The following is a 23803-nucleotide window of genomic DNA, read 5'->3' on the forward strand; positions in this document are numbered from 1 at the left end:
CAAAGCAGTTTACAGTCTTACCTTATGGACAGAATGTTCTTAGATGATGTGATAAACTATGTATTGATACAATAGACTAAACAGTTTCACGGTTTCACAACATCACGATTTCATGAAAAAACAAAAAGACAGTTTCCTTCTTGATTAAGGAATTACTACTTTTGTTATTTACTATTTTAAATGCCATGGAGAATATAAAAGAACATTGGGAAGGTGTATATAAAACTAAAACACCTGATCAGGTAAGTTGGACACAAGTAAAACCGATTAACTCACTTCGCCTAATAGAGAATAGTAATATCTCTAAAGACGCTAAGATTATCGATATCGGTGGTGGAGATAGTATTTTAGTTGACTACTTACTAGAAGAAGGATATACTGATATCACAGTGTTAGACATCTCTGGAGAAGCACTAGAACGTGCTAAGAAGAGATTAGGTGATAAGGCTTATCAGGTAAAGTGGATAGAAAGTAATATCACTACTTTTACCCCTACTGAGCAATACGATGTGTGGCATGACCGTGCTGTGTTTCACTTTTTGACAGTTGAAGAGACTCAAGTTTATACGCAGTTAGTTGCCAAGGCAGTAAAAGAAAATCTTATTATTGCTACGTTCTCTAAACAAGGACCTCTGAAGTGTAGTGGATTAGAGATTATTCAATACAATACAGAAGATCTAAATGAGCTATTTAAAGATTCTTTTACACTAAAGGACAGCTTTTATGAAGATCATATTACACCATTTGACACCAAGCAGAACTTTGTGTACTGCCATTTTAAAAAGAATAAATAATAACAAATATGGGATTTAGTAGAGATATCCAATTTTCTTCTGATAGACTATCTTACCTAGTAGTAAACGACAGCTTTAAAGAAGATATTTTTCGTGAGTTAACACCTACAGTAGCTAAGTTTTTACCTTTTATACCAACAGGTAAAATCGAAGATACACAAGGTTTTATTGATTATAGTTTAGGTGTATTAGACCAAGGTACTGATATCACTTTAGTAGCAGTAGATAAAGAGACAAAAGAGTTTATCGGATGTTGTGGTATACACGATGTGAATGAAGAGTCTATCTCTCTTGGTATCTGGTTAAAAGAATCTGCTTTTGGCAAAGGATACGGACAAGAACTTATCACTGCATTAGAAACTTATGTAAACGAAAACCTTACAGTGGACTATCTAATCTACAATGTAGAGAAGAATAACCATGGAAGTATTAAGATAGCTGAGAAATTAGGTTATGTTTACCATAGTGATTTCGTGAGAAATATCAGTGAAGAGAAGATACTTAATATGCTTCAATACCGCAAGGACAATAAAAAGAAGTAATAAATAAGAAATTTAAAAGTTCAAAGAGCACAATGTTTTTTGAACTTTTTTTCAATAATTGAATACAATATAGATTATGCGTTATAAAATAACAGAATTAGAACAGATCGACTTTAATACCATTCCTTGGGAATTTTTAGTACACTATAATGGACGTGCAGATGATTTGCCACCATTGCTAGATCAGGCTATAAGCAGTGATATTAGAGATAGTAGATATGCTCTTTTTTCTTTAGCGAATAATATAGAACATAAAGGTGGAGTGATTACCACTACTCCTATTGTATTGATACGCTTGTTTCAGTTATTTAAAGAAACGCCTTATAATCAAGATATGTTATTACGCGTTATCCTAAAAGTTGCTAAGGCAATAGGCTTTCAATGGGAGCTTTTTAGAGATAGCAATGAATTTGATAACATCCCTTCTATCCAAGAGCTATATAGTACTCAATCTTCGTTCTTATGGCCTGAATTCGAAACAAGGGAACAAGATGCTATGATATGGGCTGCTACAGATATGCAAAAAGTCTTTGACTATGCGTGGTATTATACAAAAGAGGTCTTATGTGCTTATCAGCCTGTCTTAGAACAATTAGTAGCTCGTGATGACATAGAACAAGGGCTGATATACGACATACTCACTGTAGTTAAAATGGTGAAGGATCAACAGAGAAATCTCATTCCTCTTGATAAAACTTGGACTAGTGAACACCTAAAATACGTTATCGTAGAAGATACTTACCTAGAAGACTTTTTGACTAATATAACCCCAGAAATCACGAGATTCTTAAGCTTTGATGCCAATGGTAATCAACCTTTGTTAAAAGAGTACATCAGACGTTCACGCATCGAAATAACCAATGGTACAGCCTTAGTATTAGTGCTATTAGACAAAGAAACCAATGAGTTTATCGGAAGCTGTGGATTAAGCGATATCAATGAAGAATCTGTTGAAATAGGTCTTTGGATTAAAGACTCTAAACAAGGGAAAGGATATGGTACAGAGGTTACTAAAAAGCTGATAGAGATAACCAAGTCAGAAATCAATACCTCGTCTATACTTTATGCTGTAGAGAAAGGTAATGAGGCAAGTGTAAATATTCCTAATAAATTCGGTTTTATCCATGCATATGACTTTATCATAGAACCTAGCCCTTTAAAAAACAGAATGAGAGAGATGCAACAATTCATTTTAACGCTATAACATTATGAATACTATTCTACCAATCACTTATTCTATCAGCAAGATTAAAGTAAGTTTATACCTTATAGGATCTTTATTACTTGTAGCAGCAGGAGTACTTGTATTCTATAACTGTCTGTATCACAAGGGAAGGTATTTCTTAGGTTCTATAGAACTGACCTATGTTATAGCTGTATTGGCTATAGTATTCTTTGGATATGCTTCCATAATGTTTATTAGTAAATTATTTAGTAATAAACCAGGTATTGTCATTAATGAACAAGGGATACTTGAGAATGCCACTGCAGTAGTGAATGGATTAATCCCTTGGCAAGATATTACTTCTGTTGAACTCTATAAAATGCAGAGTCAGAAGTTTGTATTGATCTATGTGAAGAATCCTGAAGAATATATCGCCAGACAAAAGAATATGATCAAGAAGAAATCAATGCAGGCTAACTTAAAGACACATGGTACTTCTATATTTATCAATACCAATATGCTTAACGTATCAGATGTAGAATTGGCAATTGCTATTCAACAACAACTAGATAAGAATACACTTAAATAAACTACCATGGCAAGACCAACTAATAAAACGAAACTAATAGCCCTATCTAACGATTTGTTTGACAAGTTGATATCAGTAGTTGAACCCTTAGATAACGAGCGTTTAAACAACGATTTTACAGAAAAGAGTCTCAACAAAAATGTGAGAGATGTACTTATGCACCTGCACGAATGGCACAGCATGTTTATGTCTTGGTATCAAATAGGTATGGCAGGAAGCAAACCTATTATGCCTGCTGAGGGCTATACGTGGAAGACGACTCCTGAATTAAATATTGCCATTAATCAGAAGTATCAAAATACAGCTGTACTTGACAGTATTCAGAAGATCAAAGAGTCTCATAACGCTGTACTTCAAATCATTCAACAGCACAGTAACGAAGAACTATTCGAGAAGAAAAGGTATAATTGGACAGGAAACACCTCATTAGGCGCTTATCTTGTATCTGCTACTTCTAGCCATTATGACTGGGCATTAAAGTTCCTGAAGAAAAACGGTATTAAATAAGTTACTTGATATTATTTTGAATTAAATACCGTCAACTCTTAATTCCTAATTCCCCCGTGTAGGGCAAAGCCGTCAACTGTCAACTGTCAACTGTCAACCGTAAACTATAAGCCATAAACTTCTTCGCTTTATTCTGATAAGCAGCTGTTCGCTTAGCGTAATTCAGCTCTATCACCTCGCTGATTAGCTTCATATCCTCTTGATATTGATGCCCTAATAACATCAAAATATCCATCGCAAAAGCTTCTGAAGCTACTTTAGAATCAGTAGACAGCCACAGCAGAGAGACATCTACTAGTTTTTTTTCTTGTGCAGGGGTACGCACTAACTTTTTACTTTTGGCTACCAACCAACATATACGACTTATCAGACGTTTACTTGATTCATTAGTAATGAACTCTGCATTATTTATAAAAGTGTCTAAATAAGGCTCTAAACGTAGGATATCCCTATCTAGAATATCTTGCAACAATACAGTAGACATCACATGAATAGCATCATCGTATTCGAAGCTATATTTCAGCAAAAACTGTAACACTTCTTCATCACTACCAATAACTGCTAAAGTGTCCATACGACTCTTAACGTGTATATCTGTTTCTAATACGATTTGATATAGTTCTTTATGTGTCATTTTAATTATTACTGATGTTCAAATATAATCATAAATGGAAATATACTAATCCTCTAAACATACCAAATACCGCAACTAAAAACCGTACAATACACTGTCAACCACAAACCGTAAACCGTAAACCGTCAACCGCAATATATATCCACCATCCATGTCGTGCTGACAAAGTCTATGCAAGCAGAGTATGTGAAAAACATCTCTCATAAAACTCTACAAAGTAACCACAATACACTGTTAACTGTTAACCGAAAGCCGTTAACCAAAAAAAGCCCTAGTATTATTTACTAGAGCTTTCCTACTTTTATTTAAAAACTGATTATCCTAATACAGGGATGATATGCTCCCAGTTTAACTGCTTTGCGTAGTCTACTGGAGTTTTACCTTCATTATTTGGTTCATTCTTATTAGCTCCTTTTGCCAATAATACCTCAACACTTGTAAGATTACCCGCGATAACTTCTTTGTGTAAGAACGTATATCCAGCCTCATCCTTATTCGTTACCTCATCAGGATTCTCATCTAAGAATTTCTCTAAACTCTCTTTCATATTCTTACTCATAGGGTGCTCTATAAGATTCTCAGGATGCTCCTTTTGTTCATATACATAGACAACATCATTAAAATCTCCGAACTCAAGTCCCCAAGCTTCATCATGTTCTTTTCTCTCTTCTTCAGTCATCACAGAACGCATAGCCTGCACAGTAAAACCTCCAAAAGATTTACCTTGACTAATAAACATCCAGTCACTAATCTGATCAAGAGTTACTCCTATTTGCTCTCCTTCTTCTATATTCGTTAGTATATTAGGCTGATTTAATAGCTCTCCATAGATAATATCTCCATCGAAGTCTACATCACCGATCCACATATGCTCTACTACAGGCTCTTCTTCTCCTTCTACCTCTTGTGTGAAAGCCACTTTAACACTAGCCATATCGAAAGCAGGTACTATTCTTCTATATTCCCAAGACAACTCTCTCCAAAAGTATTTGAAGGTATCTTGAGCTTTCTTATATGCCTCTATTAAGATAGGGTCATCTCCTTTTGCATAAAAAATCGGGTTCTCTTTTTCCATAATAAGTGTTTTATCTATTTAATAAAATAGGCTACTAGAACTCTATAACCTACCGTGCAAAAATACTTATCTCTTTTACATATTCAAGTAATCAAAACAAGTATAGCCATGCATTAACACAATTTTAATGCTCTTTATTTAGAGATATACTTCGGATCGATATAATCTGTTAGCCATACCCCATTAGCTGATTGATAGAATTCTATTCCCTCTTCATTCATCTTACCCGCTAAGATAGTCAGCACCACTACTCTACCATGACGAGACCCCACACTGATAGCCGTTTCTTTATCTTGGCTTAGATGGACGTGCTGTCTACTCATCTTCTTAATCCCCTCTACCTCTATGTTATTCAAGAAACGATCTGCTGTTCCATGGTATAAAAACTGTGGAGGCTCTACAGGTATAAACTCTAGATCAACAGCGATAGAATGTCCTTGATTAGCTCTTATCCTAGTACCATCAGTACTATATGCATACCTCTTCTTATTGTTGGTCTCTACGATTTCATCCAACTCTTTCTTGGTAAACAAAACTCTATGTTTACCACATTTACTGATTAATTCCTCTACATCAGCCCACCCATTCTCGTCTAATTGTATTCCTATTTTACTCGGTTCATGTCTAAGTACTAAACTTAAAAACTTTCCTATACTTTTCTTTCTACTTTCGTCCATTATCTTTCTAATCCTTCTAAACTTAGGCCTAACTCTTTAAGTCTATGCTCTAAATTTACTATAATATAATTCTCCTCTTCACTTGCCTTGTATTTTTTATACACTGCGTTATAACACGGTAGTAATCTTTCGTCATTTACTTCCTTTAAACCTTGTAGAGCATATAAAACCACTCTCTCATCATCGTCATGTAAACATTGAATGAATTGACTTAGATATTTCTTCTTGTTCTTAGCTTCTCCTAGCGTATAGATAGCCGTTGCACGTATGGCCTGATTAGAAGATCGAAGTCCTGCTAACATCAGCTCACCATAATCATCTGTTGCTTTTGACACAACGTAAGTATAAAAACGAAAGGTCTCCTCATCATTGATAGTATTACTTAATGGAGTAATGAACGGCAACCAATACGCCTTGTCCTCTGCATACCAATGCATTATTTTTAAAGAGACAAGAAGGTTTTGCCCTATTAGTTCTTTGACAAAAGGAATAGCTCTTTTAAATGCTACTTTTGCCAAAATCATCGTAAGAGAACTCCTTATATCATCGTCTCTCTCCTCAGAAAGAACATATTCTATCTCTTGAAGAATAGCTTCACTAATCTCTTTCTTTTGACTTAGACCGACTAGATACTCTAATTTCTCCTCTTTATCTTCAATGGTTTTAAATGATCCCCATAGTGATTCACTACTTCCTCCTCTAGCATATCCAAACCATCCAGCATCTTTACTTACTAATTCTCCTGATATAATCTCATCTAACCATCGCTCATACCAGTCTAAGAAATGTTCTTCATAAGCAAAGCTTGGTTGATAATCTTCATTTATATATACAATTCTTCCCCGATGCTCCCCATTCATCACAAGACAAGTCGTAATAGCACATCCCTGTGTACCGATAGCTAATAAACCACTAAATAGTTTGTTTTGAATCTCGTAGTAATCTTCATCAGACAAATCGTCTTCTTGTAAAGCAAGAGTTAATGCTTCCCATTCCTCCTTAGTCATTTTGGGATCTAAAATACACGCTTGTGCTATAGATCTCTTAATATCCTCTACAAATACATCGATTAGATTCGTCCCTAAAGGATATATACCATAATAAGGTCCTGCAGCACTACTCCCATAAGCATCTTCTTGATTAGTCCCATTTCCTACCTGAGTAAGAAAAGCGACATAAGCCTCTGGCAACACTACATTATACTCTTGTTCAAAGTGTTTTATATCTGTGTGACGTACTACTTCTCCTATTCCATATTGATGCGAACTTGCTCCAAAAACTTGATATTCCTTATCAAAATCCTTAATCGTACTAAGCTTATCTTTTATTCTCTCTATCTGTACATTCATAATTTTCTTTTTCCTACTACAAAGAAAGTGAATTTAACCACATAATTATATCGCCATAAAAAGGTATCTTAAACGATAATACTATTGGTAATAACAATTTTAAAAATTACTTGAAAAGATACTTAAATCACTCCCATCATAATCTGGCATAAAATATTGAAGTATTGGGATATAAGCATTGTGCATCCCACTGTGTTCTTTTATTTTTTTCTTGTTTTTCATGATAAAACCATCATAGAAACAATTCTTAGCTTCTCCTAAAACTTGCAAAACTGCAATATCTAAATAAGGATGTTTTCTACTAAAATATTCTATCTTATTATCATACTCACATACTTCATTTATTTCCTTAGGTTCTGTTTCTGGAATATTGATATCTCTATATACAACTAAAAATTGTTTCTGATGACACACCACATTAACAATATTACTAAAAGGAAATAACTTACTCAATTCTTGATTAAAAGCATTCTCATTACAATCCACTAAAGGCACTACGATATAAGACATTTCCATATACAACCTGATTTAAAAAGTTATTTAAATCCAAGTTAGTATATATAATACACTGTATTGTAACCTAAATCTTAAGTAATTATAACTAAATCATTAAAACCACAATTACAAAGAGACAATTAAGTTTTTTTAACCTTTATTATATAAAATATTAAAGTATCATATTATTATTTTAGTACTTTACTTTTACCAATAGCCCAAAATAACCTCTTGATCTAAAGTAATTTTTATAGAAGCATATTCTTCATTGATTATTAACAAACAATCATATTGTTGTATCGAGTAGCTAATATCATTTATTACTACTAAACAGTCTACTAATGCAAATATAAATAGGTATAGCACACTAGTATTCAACGCATCAGCGCTAATTTGCACTACTTCATCCTTTATAGAGCGATGTAACATCAGATTAAAGTCTTTACCTAAAGAATAAGAAGTAATGTCTTCTTCAGAATCAAAAGAGAAAAGAGTATTAGTAGTATAATACTCCTCTTTCCCATGTCTATATAGTTTTAAATCTCCTTCTAACATGGATAAATATCTTCTATACCCATCAAAACGAGTAAATTCAGAAGGAACTGCTTCTATAGTAGCACTGCTTATTCTAAATATAAAATCCTTATCTACATATTTGGCATCTCTAGGATATATCACATACTCATTCGTCTTACCTCCAGACCAAATACTAGCTGTAATCTCTTCTTTTTTTATTACTTCTATTGTCATGCGTAGAAACAGTTTACTCTTTATTCAGCTATAAAACGAACATCTTTCTCATTCGTTTTATCCACTACTAAGATAATACATGGATGTACAGTAAAGCTTCTATTTTCTTGACTTTGTTTAATTGTATAAGACAACTCTAACACATCTCCTTTTGCTACTAATTCCTTTATTTCAAAAGAAGTATCTTTATCTGTAGGCTGACCTACTAAAGCTAAGACAAATGACTTTTTAAAGTCTATAGATGTTGGCGTTCCTTGTTCCCCCATTGTAGCTGCAGTACCAAAATAAGACTCAAAATTATCTTGTGAAGTTATACGAAGACTTTCTACCTTATCGTTCTTTACTGTATTGAGTACATAATAATTTTTAGCCACTACATAAGGAACCTCTTCTGTAGTTAACTTCTCCACTTCTTTTATTTCCTCTTGTATCTCTGCTTTATTACTTTTTCCAATATTACAGCTTGTCAATACTATTGCTAGTACGACCAATATCAATGCATTTCTTTTCATCTTATTCATTTATATAAATAACTATTCTTCAATAAATTTATTGTAAGCCTTTCAAGCTTTAACTTTTAAAGCGCATTACTTAAACTCTAAACAACTGATAAACAAAACTGAATTAGTAACCAATATCTACAACAAGACAACTTCCATGTTAATTCTCAATTAAACTTATTCTTTTCAAAATAATGTTATTACATAAGTACAAATTTTAATTTGTAAATAGTATAAAATAAACAAACAAATAACGCCATATCATGTCATTATTCAAAGATATTGCTATATTTAGGCTAACCAAATAATCAGAATAATTACAAAAACCGTTTAACTATGAAGAGAAAATCGTTCTTAATAGGAGCTATACTAGCTACTACATTCACCTTTACAATGCTTACATCTTGTAATAGTGATGATAATAAAAATAAAGTCGAAAACGAGAAAGAATATGTATCTGAAAAGGATTATACTCTAGACAAACTAGATGAGGCGAGCTCTATAAAGATAATGACCTATAATATGCCTTATTTAAATGGTAAGAACCAGCATGCTACTGCGCTTATTATGTACCCTAAAACACCTAAGCCAAAAGACGGTTACCGTATCGTGGTATGGGCTCATGGTACAGTAGGAGTAGCAGACGCATGTGCCCCTAGTAGTAATCCGTTAGGAGAAAACTTTAAAGTAACAGCCAAAGCCTTATTAGCACAGGGATATGTAATCGTGGCTCCTGATTATGAAGGACTAGGTACTCCAGGTATACACCCTTACTTACACCTAAAGAGTGAAGCACTATCTGCTACTTATGCTATCAAAGCTGTAAAAGAAAAATACACTAGCGAATTTAATGGAGACTGGATGTCTGCTGGACAATCTCAAGGTGGTCAAGCTTCCCTAGGTATAGCGGAGTTAGCGAATAATGATACCACTTATAAAGGAGCTGTAGCTGGTGCTCCTGCCTCTAGTTTAGGAAAGATTATTTTAGAAGTAGCTCCAGTAGCTCTTGCTAAAATAGAAGCTATGGAAAACGCTAGTCCTACTCCTATACCTTTAGAAAAAAGAAGTTCTGTTACATCTTATGCTACGCTATTAGCTTATGCTGCCTTAGCAGGAGTAGGTATCAAAGCAGAAACTCCTTCTTATGACTATACTGCTATATTCGAAGATAGAGCAAAGAACTTTGCTAAACTAGCTGAGGGAAGCAATGGAGATAATGGAGACTGTCTAGACGGAGTACGTCAAGCGTTTATGGCTGATATCATCAAGTATATGAATGAAGATCCTAACAATAAAGTAATGACTTACCCAGGCCTTAACAATGAGAAGTTTAAGAATGATCCTATCATCCAAAAGTTCTTACTAGATAGTCAACCTGGTACTCAAAAAATAGACAAACCTATCTTAGTCATCCAAGGACAAGCGGATACTAATGTACCTGCTATCGTAACTCAAGGAATGGTAAAAGGACTACAAGATTTAGGTTCTCCTAATGTAGAGTTCATCTTAGTAGAAGGTGCTGGACACACTCAAGCTATCGTATGGAAGAATGATGAGCTAGTGAAGTTTATCAATAAATACATGCCTGCTCAATAATAGATAAACATCAAACAAAAAGGTCGCTAGCATAGCGTTAGTGACCTTTCTTATATCTTTAAATCAGCACATTAAGTCAGAGAATTCTTACGCTACGCAGTAGTTTATTTACTTTTTTGGCTTGACCCTAAAAAGTAACAAAAAAGGTCAAGACTCAATCTAGTTAACGGTCTTCTTACATTTTGATTTGCACTAACATTCCCACGCCTACGGCGGAATGACCGTTAGCAAATCTTCAATGAGAAGACACCCGTTGACTAGCTTAGGCCGAAAGGACTTCGTAATACTATATATGGTTATCAATCCCATTTCATATATCACTTTCTAACTTCATCTTATCAACTCAAGATACATCATCTCTCAATGAAAACAAACAACTAATTCCTCAAAGTCAGGAGACTTTGCGGATTAGGAACAGTGAAGTTTATCAATAAATACATGCCTGTTCAATAATAGATAAACATCAAACAAAAAGGTCACTAGCATAGTGTTAGTGACCTTTATTATATCTTTAAATTAAGTACATTAAGTCAGAAAATTCTTAATTCTTAATTCTTAATTCTTAATTCTTAATTCTTAATTCTTAATTCTTAATTCTTAATTCTTAATTCTTAATTCTTAATTCTTAATTCTTAATTCTTAATTCTTAATTCTTAATTCTTAATTCTTAATTCTTAATTCTTAATTAAACTATATCTCGTGTTGTAATACGAAAGCTTTATTATAAGTCTCTTTGCGTTGTTTACGAGGATAGAATACTAATCCTATTTTACCATCAGCGATAGGGTTTATTCCTGACAATACTAAATCGTTATTATCAATAGACAACACTTCCTTAGTCAATAAGTTTTGATATCCTTTTTTATTCTTGTTATAGAACAGTTCTACTAGCTCATCATTCTTAATCACTAACCATCCATTTCCAAACTCAGTCGTGAATTGTACTGCATTAGTATCATCACTTACGCGTTGTGGATGCCAAGTACCGAAGAACTCATCACCGATATTAAATAAGTCACCATACATCCCTTCTCCATCTGCATCTATCTCTACGATACCTATCTCACCATTCTCCTCACATAATAAATATGATTTCTCATCAAATGACAAGGTCAGCGCTTCGTGTACAAAAGGAAAATCAAACTCTAATAATCTTCTTCTCACTTCCTCTCCATTTTCATCTATCTGACGATGAAGCCATCCGTCCTCTACTTCTGTGATGATATGAATCTCTCCATTTCGTACACAGATCTTATTATCTTTAGGAAAAGGAATAGCTACTTTCTTTTCATCTACTAGCACACCATCTTTAAACACTATAACATTCATCACATCTGCCGCCTTTTCGCTCCAGATATCTACATTATAAAAAATAGAATGTTCAGTTGTACATCCTACAAAACGCCCATCAAATGACTTGCTACTTTTAAATCCTTTTATACTCTTATCAAATATAGAATAAGAAGTCATCTCTTCTTCCTCTCCACTTACTAGAGAAACAAAGTTCTCCTTAGTAGGGCTTAAAAATAAAGTAGGTAATACTCCTCTAGTCTCTTTCTCCTCTTTTGTATTTCCCTCACTATCAATGATAGTATATACTAATTCGTACGTATTAGTATCTCCTTCATTCGAATAAATATAATTCGCGATTAACAATCCTTCTTTACTCCAACAGTTTCCCTTTACACTTAAAGCATAAGGAACTTCTATTGTAGATATTAATCCAAAAGGTGTTTTTTCGTTCATAAGATTCTATATATTTAATTTGGTACAAAGGTAACAAAAACAATATAGACATACTCGTTAGAACACAAAACTTATTTAGTGGACAGTAGACAGTTTACTGTTAACAGAATTGTCTACAGCATAGTACTGTAATACTGATGGTGCAGATTTATAATCCGTGACAATCACACCGCACAATAACCACTAAGTACATCTTGTCTATAAGAAAATTCTTAATTCTTAATTCTTAATTCTTAATTCTTAATTCTTAATTCTTAATTCTTAATTCTTAATTCTTAATTCTTAATTCTTAATTCTTAATTATACTAATACGTCTCCTATCTCAGCATGCATCTTTTTAAACATAGCTGATGCAAAAGGACATAACGGTAATACCTTTAAATTCTTTTCTCTTACGTAAGGGATTACTCCTTCAAGCAATATAGCCTTTCCTACTCCTTTACCATTAAATGCCTCTTCTACTCCCGTATGATCTATAATAATCTTATCTGTACCTGCTACAGAGTAAGTCATATCTCCAGCGCGTTGGCCGTCTATATAAGCGACGAATGCGCCTTTTGTTTCTTGGGCTTCATGTTTTATTTCCATAGTATATTTCTTTTATTGGTTAATACTTTTCTTTTTTCTTAATACTCCTTATCGGTTTTCTGTTCCCTGTTGCCCGTTCTCTAAACAGCTAATTCTGTATTAATGGTTACCTCTCCTGTCAATACTTTATGTACAGGACACTTATCAGCTATAATAGCTAATCTCTTCTTCATATCAGCATCTAATGATGCACCTTCGAAAGACACCTTTCTATTAAAAGTAGTCTTTGTCCCTGTAGTATCTCTAGTCATTTCTATTTCGACTACAATCTTCTCAGCTTCCCACTTCTTTCTATCCATGTACATTCTCAGTGTAGCTGCTGTACAGCTCGCTAGTGAAGTAGCTAATACTTCGAATGGGTTAAACCCTTTATTCTGTCCACCCAAATCAGCAGGCTCATCAGTAATCAATACATTACTACCAGCTGTAACCTCTGTATAATATAATTCAGTACCTAAAACGGCTTTTACTGTTACGTCCATATTACTTCTTATTTTTAAATGATTTCATTCCTTCAGGAAACGGTACATAACTATCACTATCACCTTCTATTAAAGGGAATACCTCATAGTTCTGATCGATCCAATCTTGTTTTGCTTTCTCTAATTTGTCTGTATCATGAGATACGAAGTTCCACAGTATATAGCGCTCTTCTGGTAGAGGTTCTCCTCCGAAGATATAGACTGTAGTATTAGGCTTCATTTCAAACTCACATAGCGTACTATCATTAGAGATCAAGATATTCTTAGGTTCGTACTCATGCTCACCACTCTTCACTCCACCTTCTAAGATATACATCGCTGCCTCTCCGAATAGTCCACTTCCGATATTAATCTTCTTATGTTCTGTAGATTTGATTTCGATATAGTACAATGGACTGTATACAGGCACTGGTGATTTTCTACCTAAAGCTTCTCCTGCTATTAGTTTATACGATACACCATCTTCTTCCCAGCTTGGTAAATCTTTTGCTTCAATATGAACAAAAGAAGGCTCCATATCCTCTAATTCTTTAGGCAATGCAATCCAAATCTGTAACCCGTGTAGAATAGCATCAGGCATAGTCGTACGTATATCCTCTGGCATACGCTCAGAATGCACTACCCCTCTACCAGCTGTCATCCAGTTTACCGCACCTGGAGTGATACGCTCTACGCTTCCCACACTATCTCTATGCATGATCTGTCCTTCAAATAGATAAGTCAATGTAGATAGACCTATGTGAGGATGTGGATCTACATCTAAATTATCGTGTTCTGCTACGGATATAGGTCCCATGTGATCTATAAAAGAAAATGGCCCTACTGTGCGCTTCTGTCTAAAAGGCAATAGTCTTCCTACTAAAAAGTTACCAATACTAGCTGCACGTTCCTCTATAACTAAATCTACGTTTGACATAATATGAATATTTAATTGATGAATACTTTATTGTTCTAGTGTAAAATTAAAGAAGTTCTCTTCATTACTAGTTAATATAGATTAAGAACCACCTTAATTTATCCCTAAAACTCTTCTCTTTAAAGATACTGCTTCTATAGAAAAAAGTAAAGTTGAAAACACTTTTTTAACGTTTCTAAGTACTCAGCGTTAATTAAGCATTCTCTAATCCCTTATTCTCTTCGAGTTTCTTGCAGTTTGCTAGGGGTATTCTTCGAGTTTACTAGCCCAAAGCACGTTTTTCAGCAAGAATACTCCTAGAAACCCTCAAGGAATCTCCTAGCATCCTACATCATGACTAAGGCACTACCCTTGTTAATGGTGTATAAAAAAAATAAAGCATAAGTCAACTCAATAAACTTATGCTTTATAAACAAAACCTAAATAATAAAATCTTTATTACTTATCTGATGTTAATTAACTACGTTAACATCGCTCAAAAAAAATAACTATGAAATTGTATACTACATCTATACAATAACAAATGCTGTGCCAAAAAAGCATTTTGAACGATTAGAATGATTTTTTATTCATAACTCTACACCATACCTCATCAATTAGTTCACTAAACTTGAGTATTGACAAGGGGTAAGGCTATTTTTATCACAGATAGTATTCTAGAGTATTTTATTACCTCTATAGTTAGAATGTTCTTTTTAGGATAAAATTGATACCTACTCTACCTTTTCTATTTAATCCCATTTATGCTCAGATGACAAAGCTAGCTTACCTCCTCCTGTAAAGAATAACCCAACAGCAACTAAGGCATAGATACCTAACAACTCTACCTTCCATCCACCATTATCATTTAAGCTAAAGATATCTGCGCTCTGTACTAATAACATAGCCGCAATACAATTAATTGCAAATACTAAACTGGCTAATCGTGTTCTATATCCTATTAAGATCAGAAGAGGTGCTATCACTTCTCCTACATAGACTCCGTATCCGAAAAAGGCAGGAAGTCCTTTATCCATTAATACACTTTGGATAAACGAAATACCATTAAATAATTTTCCTATTCCGTATAACAACATTGGAAAGCCAATACTAATACGCGTAATTAATAAACCGATGTCTTGATTCTTGTTCATTTCTATTGTATTTTAAAGATTTATTTTTGCAAAAACACCAACGTTTTCTAGGTGTTTCCATGAATTATTAAACTGTTCTAAGTTGACTGCTACCCCAAAGCTATATTCCTCATACTTCACCCCTAATCTGATATGTTGGAATCCTCTGGTATATTCTTCTGCGTTCATATTACCGACTGCAGATACTCTGAATAATCCTTTCACTTTATCTGTCAGCTGAGGGGTATATTCAAATAATAATGATTGTTCTAGTGTAAAACCTGCTTGGTATGTTGTCCCTACAGCATAAGAGAACAATACCTCCTTACCTGATACCTGATATTGAAGCAACATACTGGCAAACTTGCCTGGATTCTTAATTCCTATAGAGGTGTTTAAAGTAAAGTTTTTTGAAAATTGATAAGCTAGCGTATTACGCATAAATAGAATATTGTGCTTATCATTATCATATTCTGTATCGAATAGAATAAGGTTCTGAAGTTTGACCTTATCGCTAATCTGATAATTAAATGTATGGGTGTAAAAGTAAGAACGGTGACCTACCATTCCTTCTGGATTATATGAAAATTTCTGAGCGAAAACACCTTGCCCAAAAACCATTAAAATTACTACATAAAAAAAAGCTAATCTCATTTGTCTTCTATTCTTATTTGTATAAGACAAATGTATTAGCTCGAGAGAACGTGCTTCTTAAGATAACTTAAGAAACACTTATTAGGTAAAAAAACTTATTTATTATAAGTTCTTTTTCTTTAAATAGCTTAGAAACTCAGGAGTCACACCTAGATAAGAGGCTATGATATACTGAGGCACGCGTTGTTCTATATCTCTGTAATCCTTAATAAACTTCTGGTACCTAGCATAGACCTCTGTGCTTAAATTCTCTAGCATACGCTCCTGTAGTGCTACATAAGCACTCTGAATCTTAATTCTAAAAAATGTAGATATCTCCGGAACTTCTTGATAGAGTTGCTCTAGATTAGATTGACTAATTTGCAAAATTACAGCAGGTTCGATAGCTTGAATATACATCTGAGAATCTTTCTGTGTCAAAAAACTATACAAATCATTTATCCACCAATTCTCAATACCAATCTGTAGGGTATGCTCTTGACTATTCTCATCTAGATAATAACATCTAGCGCTCCCTTCTACAATAAAGCGCATAGACTTAGAAGGTTGCCCTGGAGTGAGAAGAAACTCTTTCCTTTTTAATTTCACTATTTCTACGCTGTCTAATACTTTATGTACAGTGTGTTCATCCAGTGTAATAGTTTGTCTTAAATGTGCTATAAAGACATCAAAATACTGCTCCTGCATATTCATTGCTCAAAAATAAAAAACAAAGAAACACTTTTTATGGCAATATAAAAATGATAAAAAAAGCTTTATTATCAACAAAACATATCACATATCAAACAATATTGATTTATAATGAAGCTTAACAAAGAACAGGGTTTTGTATTCTAAAAAGCTTTATTACTTTTAGGGCAAGACAATCAAAGGTTAGAAGGTCTTAATCTATAGTTACTACTATTAACAACACAATCAACTACTTTTTATCATGAAAAAGGGACTATCACTTGATAGCCCCTTTTTTAATTTATCTATAATAGATTCTAAAAAATACTCTTTATTCTTACTTATGATGCAGCTACTACTTTAAGCCCAATAATAGACCCTATCAAAGTAGCGATAAAAAACATCCTCCAAAAAGTAGCAGGATCTTTAAATACAAATATTCCTACTAATACTGTTCCTACAGCACCTATACCAGTCCATACTGCATAGGCTGTTCCTAGTGGTAAGGATTGAGTTGCCTTTACAAGGGCTGCCATACTACAAACTAAGGCTATCAAAAAAGCGGCATACCATCCTACTGCTTCTGTTCCCGTAGCCTCCTTAGCTTTACCTAAGCAAAAAGTAAAACCTACTTCAAATAATCCACCAATAATTAAAATTATCCAGTTCATTTGTTCTAAAAATTTAAGCGTGCAAAGGTGGATAATATAATTTTATTATTTTTTATCAAATGAAAATAAAATTGTTATTTATTTTTAATATAGGAGCTTATCTACTAAGCCTAATTATACTTGACCTATAAACAAGAATTAGCAAATGCTAAAATACTTCGGTTTAAGACAGCATATAGTTCTGCTGACAGTTCCTTATACCTCTGCTCTTGATTATCATTACTGAACTGTCCTACATCATTCCACGAGCCCATCCCCCCGAATACATACGCTCTATCAGTAGCTTCCATTAAGGCTAAAGCCTCTTCTGTATATCCTCCTTCTACAATCATATCTTTTAGATAGGTAGTAGTAGACGGTTTCTTATTCTCTAATACGCTCTTAGCTCCTGCAAATATAGTTTCCCAATTAGAAAGTTCTTCTACCTTACAAAAAGCTACTAGCTCTTCTAATACTGACATAAGGGCTAAGCTCTGTTCTTCTATCTCATATTTAATGCTTGGCAATTCGTCAATAGGAGCAAGTCTATAGGTTACATCCCATATTCTATCTGCACCTAACTGACGTTTATCCTCATTGACCTCCCACTTGCTATACCAAAACTCTGATCGATCTTCTAACACAGTCTCTACCATCCATACTCCCCCACCTCCTACAAAGCCTGCTGTCATATACTCTGGTGTATTCGGTTTTGCAAAAGATTGATAGAATAACTTTACTTGCTTTACTCCTCTGAATTTCAAAGAAATAAACCAGTCTATAGGTGCTTGAGTTGTATATTGATTCTTATCTCCTACTACAGGAATATGAAATAACACTTTATTACAATACATAGAGATTTTCTCTCCTTGATTAGAAATCTCTGGTAAATGATCATTTAAGTATGCGTTAGAATAACTAACTACACTAACCATCTGAAGGATCGATACATTCATAGCTATAAAATAAAGCCCTAAATTATATAAATATACGATAGGACACAAAAACTAAAAGCCAATATTCACAAAAATATTGAGCATAAAAAAGTATATCTATATGCTAAAAACTGTATATTGCTGGAATAGATAATACTTAATATTTCTAATCATGGCTAGTCCGGTTAAAATCCCTTATCAGAGTTTTATAAAAATAGATAGAAACTCTACTACTGCAGTATATATGCAAATCGCTAATCAGTTTAGCAATGCTATACAACGCAACTTTATCCCTGAAGGGACTAAACTACCTGGCACTAGAACAATCGCAACATTGCTTTCGGTAAATAGAAATACAGTAATCGCGGCATTTGAAGAAATAGCAACACAAGGATGGATAGAAATGATCCCTAATAAAGGGTGTTTTGTATTGAGCAAAAAGTCTATTCGCCCTAAAACAAGTACTGATATAGATTATCAGAATATTCAACAATATCCAAGTAAACCAGGATATTCCTTTCAAGTCAATAATGTGCTAGATTCTCCTTATGAGACAAATCATTGTGACTATATGTTTAATGATGGTACGACAGATACAAGAATAAGCCAACTGAGTCAACTATCTTCTTTCTATAGTGCTAACCTCAAAAGAAAAAGCAATCGAAAAAAACTATACAATATAAAAAGTGAGGATAACTACCCATTCAAAAGTAATATGGCGAATTATCTAAACCTATCTAGAGGACTACATATCAGTAAGAATAATATACTGATCACACGTAATACCGAAATGAGTATCTACATCGCTTGTAGAGTACTACTATCTCCTGGTGATAAAGTGATCGTAGCTAAGCTGAGCTACTACTCTAGTAATATGACATTTCAAGAAACTGGAGCTCATGTACTAACAGTACCTGTAGATGAGCATGGTATAGATGTACAAGCTATAGAAGAACTGTGTAAATCTCATACTATTCGTATGCTGTATTTAACACCTCATCATCACTACCCTACTACTGTAACACTAAGTGCACAGCGCAGAGTAAAACTTCTCAACTTAGCACGTAAGTATGGTTTTATTATTCTAGAGGATGATTATGATTATGACTTCCATTATGACAAAAGCCCTGTATTACCACTAGCAAGTGTAGACTCAGATGGTATGGTAATATATATAGGATCATTTGGCAAATCATTAGCGCCAACTTTTGAGCATGGGTTTATTGTAGCACCAGAAAGTGTATTAATAGAAATGCAGAAATACCTGAGATTACTAGATCCTAGAGGAGACATTATCATGGAACAGGTACTAAATGAATTAATAGAAGAAGGCGAAATCTTTAGATATCTAAAAAAAGCTTCTAAAATATACAAAGAAAGACGAGACTCTTTCGCTGAGTTATTACAACAGTTCTTTAATAATGATATTCATTTTACAGTACCTGCTGGTGGATTAGCTATTTGGACAGAATGGAACATTCCTATTAACCTGATGCAACTACATAAACAATGTGCTAAAAATAACTTATATCTACCTAAAACCCTACTCTATCAAGACAGAAAATTAACAGGAATGAGATTAGGATTTGGTCATTTAACAAAAGATGAAATGGAAGTTAACCTAGATATTCTTTATCGTACTATACATGCGCTAAAACCTTCTAAATAGAAACCAATTCACATTATTTTAAATACCCATATTTAATTTTTATCACTATATTTGTTTAGTATTTCCTAATTTTAACAATTAATATGAAAACATTTAAGACTAGTATTTTTATAATATTATGTGGAGTAGCCTTTTATAGCTGTAAAAAGGAAGAGAGCTTTAAACTTCCTGAAATGTCAGAACATGAAAAGTCATTAAGCATACATGTGATTGGTGATTGGACAGAATTCACTCCCTTTAATGAGAATAAGCCTAAGAGTTTTTCTTTAAAAGAGAATGGAGACGCTACATCAGTAAATATGATGACTAGTGAATATGAGAATTGGTGGATACAGAATCACGAACTTCTAGTGTTATCTAATAGAGATACCTTACATTTTACAATCAAAGCAAGTAGTGAGAATATCCTTATTTTAGAAAAAAACAATCAAGAGTTTACCTATAAAAGAGTAGGTACAAATTAATTTATACTTTCAAACATAAAAAAGAGAGGGAAGTATCATAACGTATACTTCCCTCTCTTTTTTATGTTGTCATATATCACCAAATCGGTATTTTATGTAGATAAGCTTGCTGGAATAATTTGTCCTCTATAGCATCACTTCTAATATATCCTTTATACTTAGGTGAGCTCATTTCTTTATAAATTCGCCTAGCTTGTCCTACTAGACCTTCTTGCTTTATAAAGTTATTAAAACCTAAACAATTCTCTTCATAAGAAGCAAAACATGCCATAAAATCTAATGGATAAACAAATTGCTTAGGAGACATATTTACATTAAATCTCCACCCTTGTTCAATAGTATAAGCTATCAGTGCCTCTCTATTTCTAAACTGCTCAAATATAGGATTCACATAAGTAGAAAGAAGCTCACTGAAAACAGCTGTTTGATCATCAATGTTTTTGGAGTTAATTTCCCAACTAAACTTCTTCGGGAGAGCAGGAATAACATCATTAAGATTAGCTATAAAAACAGTATCTACTGCCAAATCCTTACTTCTGTACTTCTGCAACCTCCATGCTTTTAACTGTTCTGACACCACCATGACAAGGCATGATAACTGTACACTAGTTTTCACTTCGCTCTGAATAGCATGAAACTTCAATACTAACTCAAAATCTGATGATTCTATTCGTTGTTTTAATATCAGACCTTTCTGAGTAGCTACAAAGCCTTCATGTAGATAAGGTGTACTGATATTCTGAATAAACTGTAAAAAAACTTGTTTCCCTGACATAAAAACAGTTTAAGAGTTGTATTTTATTCTCTTACTAGTTCAATACAGTTTGCATTCTCCTCTTTGTTTTCATGCTCTAACTTATAGATTAGGGCTTCCATCTTTCTATAGAAATTAAAATATGAAGCGAACACAAATAAAGTAAGTAACGATAGTGCATTAATGATTATCCCTAGTTCGATAATATACATAACATCTATTCTCGTAGCCATACTATACTGATAGATACGCAACAAATAGATCAATAAGAAACTAATCCAAATCAATAAAATCCAATAAGACCTAAACTTCTGTAATCTCGTAGTCGTATTCTTATGTATATACGATACCGCACTGATCGTCATCTTATTTAATAAACGATATGGCATCACTAGATTAAAAACAGGTATTAACCATCCAAAGACCACCCAATATTTAGAATCATGAAGACGAGTGTCTAAAGACTGCATATTCACATAAGCTCTATAAAACCATACAATAAATACAATAAGAAAAAAGGCCCCTGCTACAATATTCAATATCGTTACGATAAAATTTATAGTCTCAAATCTTACTAGGTCCTTATTGATATACTGTACTCCTAGATTCGCTTTAGTATATATATTGTGCTGAATAAGCAAACAGTTCAAGCTTGCTACAGATGATATAATCAATAACTTAATTGCGACCATTAAGGCGTCTCCTCTACTTACATTAGATAATAGCATATCTCTAATTTGTATTTATAGTTTATCTCCAAAGTTCTTGACTCTGAATCTTTATTTCTTTTACTGTATTTCCCTTTGTGTCTCCTATTTTATTCTCACATACTACCCAGTACATTAGTTTTCTTTTGCTCTTAGGGTTAGTATAAACACAGCTAAGCAAGGGAGAATCAGGACTGTTACCTCTACCATTCTTATACTTCATAGGTGTAGTACAGTAAGGTTCTAATTCTTCTATCGTTGTATTATATAGATATGTAGGGTCTGCAAATTCTACTTTGCCTTTGGCATCTTTGGTATATGTGCTTTGCATTAAAAACTGAAGAGTATAGAACAACTTCTCTCCCTGTTTTAGTTTCTCAACAGAAAAACGAGATTCTTCTGCAGTTTTATACGGAATATAATACAAGGTATCTCCTTCATAATTATCATATATACTGTAATCCATAGCTCCTTCTTTCATCTCTTTAGGAGCAATAGCTAAGGTCTTTAATATTTCTCTTACTTGACTATTATCAACATTCTCCTCTGTAACTAACTCCATTAATTGACCTATCTTCTGACTAAAAGATTGCTCCTGTGCACACATAATTGTTACACTAAGCAAGGCTACCATAGTAAATACTATTCTATACATAATTCTCCTTTTAATTTCTCTAAATTAAAACAATTGAAAGTGAACACAAAATAACTAGTACGTAAATTTCTGAATATATTCAGCTCGTTTCTCTTTACTGATTTTGAGTCCTTGCTCAATATAATTATCAACAGAACCGTACTCCTTCTCTATTCCTTCAAACATCGCTTGAATATAAATAGGCTTAATCCAAGAAAAGTTCTCTATAACCTGATAGTTAATCTTCGGAAAGATTACTTTGCCTACTTTAGCAAGCTTCATTCTTCCCTCTACTTCACTTACTCTATAATTATTAGATAACATATATTCAGAAATGATAGTCTCTCTCTCTACCTCTAAGATGCTAAGTATCATAGCTCCTATCATACCTGTTCTATCTTTACCTGCAGAACAATGGAACAACACTGCTTCTTTTGATTCAAAAACGTCATCCATTATCTCTCTAACTAACTGTGGGTTCTCTGTCATATACAGTTTATAAAACTCCATCACTAGGCTATCAGCCTGTACAGGAGTCACTCTTCCCTTAAGTACATCCTTTTTAGTCTTAGAGAACATATCCTCAGAATCGTCATACACTTGTACATTCTTATACGTTACGCCCTCAGGTATTCTATCTAGTTTCTTCGTTATTTCTTTATCCGTACGCAAGTCTATAACTGTTTTGACATTTAGATTTTCAAGTTTAGTATATTCTTTCTCCTTTAGCTTAGAGAGGTGTCCACTTCTAAAGAAATGCCCCCATATGACCTGTTTTCCGTCTTTATTTCTAATCCCTCCCATATCACGAAAGTTGTGAACCTTCTTAAACTCAATATGCCTATTTGATCGATACACAGTATCATGATTAGAAATAACGGGAAATACTTGTCTTTCATTAGTATGCACAAAGTACTTACCTACCTCTGTTTCTACTTGAGTATTTTGACCTAACACAAGCTTTTCATCAGGAGCCAATTGCACCATATACCCTTTTTTGCTTTCTGTTACACTATCATTTTTATCTAAATCAGAAAAAGAAATAGGTTGGTAAGTTTGATACGAACATCCTACAAATAAAGTTGATATAAATATTATCTTGAATAAAGTATAGTAGCGCATAAATATTGATATTACTGTTACTAACAAA

The 23803-nt window shown here is 33.5% G+C and carries 28 protein-coding genes; 8 read left to right on the forward strand and 20 right to left on the reverse strand.

The window, feature by feature from the left end:
- Positions 1-185: 185 nt before the first annotated feature.
- The 5 genes from MYRA21_RS17795 to MYRA21_RS17815 all read left to right on the forward strand — a co-directional run bounded on the left by MYRA21_RS17795 (position 186) and on the right by MYRA21_RS17815 (position 3597).
- Entirely contained in the window at positions 186-794 is a 609-nt protein-coding gene (locus tag MYRA21_RS17795; protein ID WP_039330153.1) for a trans-aconitate 2-methyltransferase, read from the forward strand.
- An 8-nt stretch (positions 795-802) separates the two neighbouring features.
- Positions 803-1336 (forward strand): GNAT family N-acetyltransferase, encoded by a 534-nt coding sequence (locus MYRA21_RS17800; RefSeq protein ID WP_006258410.1) that lies wholly within the window; start codon positions 803-805, stop codon positions 1334-1336.
- A 76-nt stretch (positions 1337-1412) separates the two neighbouring features.
- Positions 1413-2540, forward strand: coding sequence for a GNAT family N-acetyltransferase (locus MYRA21_RS17805; RefSeq protein WP_039330156.1), 1128 nt, complete (start codon positions 1413-1415; stop codon positions 2538-2540).
- A gap of 4 nt (positions 2541-2544) precedes the next feature.
- Entirely contained in the window at positions 2545-3090 is a 546-nt protein-coding gene (locus tag MYRA21_RS17810) for an STM3941 family protein (protein WP_006264140.1), read from the forward strand.
- 6 nt (positions 3091-3096) lie between these two features.
- On the forward strand, positions 3097-3597 hold the full coding sequence (locus MYRA21_RS17815) for a ClbS/DfsB family four-helix bundle protein (protein ID WP_039330158.1): 501 nt from the start codon (positions 3097-3099) through the stop codon (positions 3595-3597).
- 79 nt (positions 3598-3676) lie between these two features.
- On the opposite strand, the gene MYRA21_RS17820 is transcribed toward MYRA21_RS17815, so the two are convergent.
- From MYRA21_RS17820 to MYRA21_RS17850, 7 genes are all read right to left on the reverse strand, one after another.
- Entirely contained in the window at positions 3677-4231 is a 555-nt protein-coding gene (locus tag MYRA21_RS17820) for a hypothetical protein (RefSeq protein ID WP_039330160.1), read from the reverse strand.
- A 316-nt stretch (positions 4232-4547) separates the two neighbouring features.
- Positions 4548-5306, reverse strand: a complete 759-nt coding sequence (locus MYRA21_RS17825) for a DUF2314 domain-containing protein (protein ID WP_039330162.1) — start codon at positions 5304-5306, stop codon at positions 4548-4550.
- A 134-nt stretch (positions 5307-5440) separates the two neighbouring features.
- Positions 5441-5983, reverse strand: a complete 543-nt coding sequence (locus tag MYRA21_RS17830) for an RNA 2'-phosphotransferase (protein ID WP_006261668.1) — start codon at positions 5981-5983, stop codon at positions 5441-5443.
- Positions 5983-7332 (reverse strand): SMI1/KNR4 family protein, encoded by a 1350-nt coding sequence (locus MYRA21_RS17835; RefSeq protein ID WP_039330164.1) that lies wholly within the window; start codon positions 7330-7332, stop codon positions 5983-5985. The genes MYRA21_RS17830 and MYRA21_RS17835 overlap by 1 nt, the downstream gene beginning before the upstream one ends.
- Positions 7333-7431: 99 nt before the next feature.
- Positions 7432-7848 (reverse strand): hypothetical protein, encoded by a 417-nt coding sequence (locus MYRA21_RS17840; protein ID WP_039330165.1) that lies wholly within the window; start codon positions 7846-7848, stop codon positions 7432-7434.
- Between the two features lie 186 nt (positions 7849-8034).
- Complete coding sequence (locus tag MYRA21_RS17845) at positions 8035-8577, reverse strand: HutD family protein (RefSeq protein ID WP_039330167.1); 543 nt, start codon at positions 8575-8577, stop codon at positions 8035-8037.
- 20 nt (positions 8578-8597) lie between these two features.
- Positions 8598-9089: a hypothetical protein gene (locus MYRA21_RS17850; RefSeq protein ID WP_039330520.1), complete on the reverse strand. Its 492-nt coding sequence runs from the start codon at positions 9087-9089 to the stop codon at positions 8598-8600.
- A 324-nt stretch (positions 9090-9413) separates the two neighbouring features.
- Here MYRA21_RS17850 and MYRA21_RS17855 point away from each other — a divergent pair, with 324 nt between their 5' ends.
- Positions 9414-10673, forward strand: a complete 1260-nt coding sequence (locus MYRA21_RS17855; RefSeq protein WP_039330169.1) for a S9 family peptidase — start codon at positions 9414-9416, stop codon at positions 10671-10673.
- Between the two features lie 690 nt (positions 10674-11363).
- Here the strand turns inward: MYRA21_RS17855 and MYRA21_RS17860 are convergent.
- The 9 genes from MYRA21_RS17860 to MYRA21_RS17900 all read right to left on the reverse strand — a co-directional run bounded on the left by MYRA21_RS17860 (position 11364) and on the right by MYRA21_RS17900 (position 18446).
- Complete coding sequence (locus MYRA21_RS17860; protein ID WP_039330171.1) at positions 11364-12419, reverse strand: hypothetical protein; 1056 nt, start codon at positions 12417-12419, stop codon at positions 11364-11366.
- Positions 12420-12719: 300 nt separating this feature from the next.
- Positions 12720-13007 carry a GNAT family N-acetyltransferase gene (locus MYRA21_RS17865; RefSeq protein ID WP_006264147.1) on the reverse strand — a complete coding sequence of 96 codons (288 nt, stop codon included), beginning with the start codon at positions 13005-13007 and terminating at the stop codon, positions 12720-12722.
- An 80-nt stretch (positions 13008-13087) separates the two neighbouring features.
- The gene (locus MYRA21_RS17870) at positions 13088-13489 is read right to left on the reverse strand and encodes an OsmC family protein (RefSeq protein WP_006261676.1); all 402 of its coding nucleotides are present in this window, start codon (positions 13487-13489) and stop codon (positions 13088-13090) included.
- Position 13490: 1 nt separating this feature from the next.
- Entirely contained in the window at positions 13491-14405 is a 915-nt protein-coding gene (locus tag MYRA21_RS17875) for a pirin family protein (protein ID WP_006261677.1), read from the reverse strand.
- 731 nt (positions 14406-15136) lie between these two features.
- Entirely contained in the window at positions 15137-15538 is a 402-nt protein-coding gene (locus MYRA21_RS17880; RefSeq protein ID WP_006264150.1) for a DoxX family protein, read from the reverse strand.
- Positions 15539-15550: 12 nt separating this feature from the next.
- Positions 15551-16171, reverse strand: coding sequence for a hypothetical protein (locus tag MYRA21_RS17885; RefSeq protein ID WP_039330174.1), 621 nt, complete (start codon positions 16169-16171; stop codon positions 15551-15553).
- A gap of 102 nt (positions 16172-16273) precedes the next feature.
- A complete protein-coding gene (locus MYRA21_RS17890) occupies positions 16274-16864 on the reverse strand; it encodes a Crp/Fnr family transcriptional regulator (protein WP_006264152.1) in 591 nt (196 codons plus the stop codon).
- A 317-nt stretch (positions 16865-17181) separates the two neighbouring features.
- The gene (locus MYRA21_RS17895) at positions 17182-17511 is read right to left on the reverse strand and encodes a multidrug efflux SMR transporter (protein ID WP_006258431.1); all 330 of its coding nucleotides are present in this window, start codon (positions 17509-17511) and stop codon (positions 17182-17184) included.
- Positions 17512-17636: 125 nt separating this feature from the next.
- The gene (locus tag MYRA21_RS17900) at positions 17637-18446 is read right to left on the reverse strand and encodes a hypothetical protein (RefSeq protein WP_039330176.1); all 810 of its coding nucleotides are present in this window, start codon (positions 18444-18446) and stop codon (positions 17637-17639) included.
- 151 nt (positions 18447-18597) lie between these two features.
- On the opposite strand from MYRA21_RS17900, the gene MYRA21_RS17905 reads away from it, so the two are divergent.
- On the forward strand, positions 18598-20094 hold the full coding sequence (locus MYRA21_RS17905; RefSeq protein WP_006265759.1) for a PLP-dependent aminotransferase family protein: 1497 nt from the start codon (positions 18598-18600) through the stop codon (positions 20092-20094).
- 83 nt (positions 20095-20177) lie between these two features.
- Entirely contained in the window at positions 20178-20558 is a 381-nt protein-coding gene (locus MYRA21_RS17910) for a lipocalin family protein (RefSeq protein WP_039330178.1), read from the forward strand.
- 76 nt (positions 20559-20634) lie between these two features.
- Here the strand turns inward: MYRA21_RS17910 and MYRA21_RS17915 are convergent, their stop codons facing one another.
- From MYRA21_RS17915 to MYRA21_RS17930, 4 genes are read right to left on the reverse strand one after another with little or no spacing between them, the layout of a single operon-like run.
- Positions 20635-21333 (reverse strand): hypothetical protein, encoded by a 699-nt coding sequence (locus MYRA21_RS17915; protein ID WP_039330180.1) that lies wholly within the window; start codon positions 21331-21333, stop codon positions 20635-20637.
- 23 nt (positions 21334-21356) lie between these two features.
- Entirely contained in the window at positions 21357-22040 is a 684-nt protein-coding gene (locus MYRA21_RS17920) for a DUF4328 domain-containing protein (RefSeq protein WP_039330182.1), read from the reverse strand.
- Between the two features lie 22 nt (positions 22041-22062).
- On the reverse strand, positions 22063-22674 hold the full coding sequence (locus MYRA21_RS17925) for a hypothetical protein (protein WP_039330184.1): 612 nt from the start codon (positions 22672-22674) through the stop codon (positions 22063-22065).
- A gap of 54 nt (positions 22675-22728) precedes the next feature.
- On the reverse strand, positions 22729-23775 hold the full coding sequence (locus MYRA21_RS17930; protein WP_039330186.1) for a tyrosine-protein phosphatase: 1047 nt from the start codon (positions 23773-23775) through the stop codon (positions 22729-22731).
- Positions 23776-23803 lie beyond the last annotated feature (28 nt).

Origin of the sequence: Myroides sp. A21, from assembly GCF_000807225.1 — a bacterium.
GTDB lineage: Bacteria > Bacteroidota > Bacteroidia > Flavobacteriales > Flavobacteriaceae > Flavobacterium > Flavobacterium odoratimimum.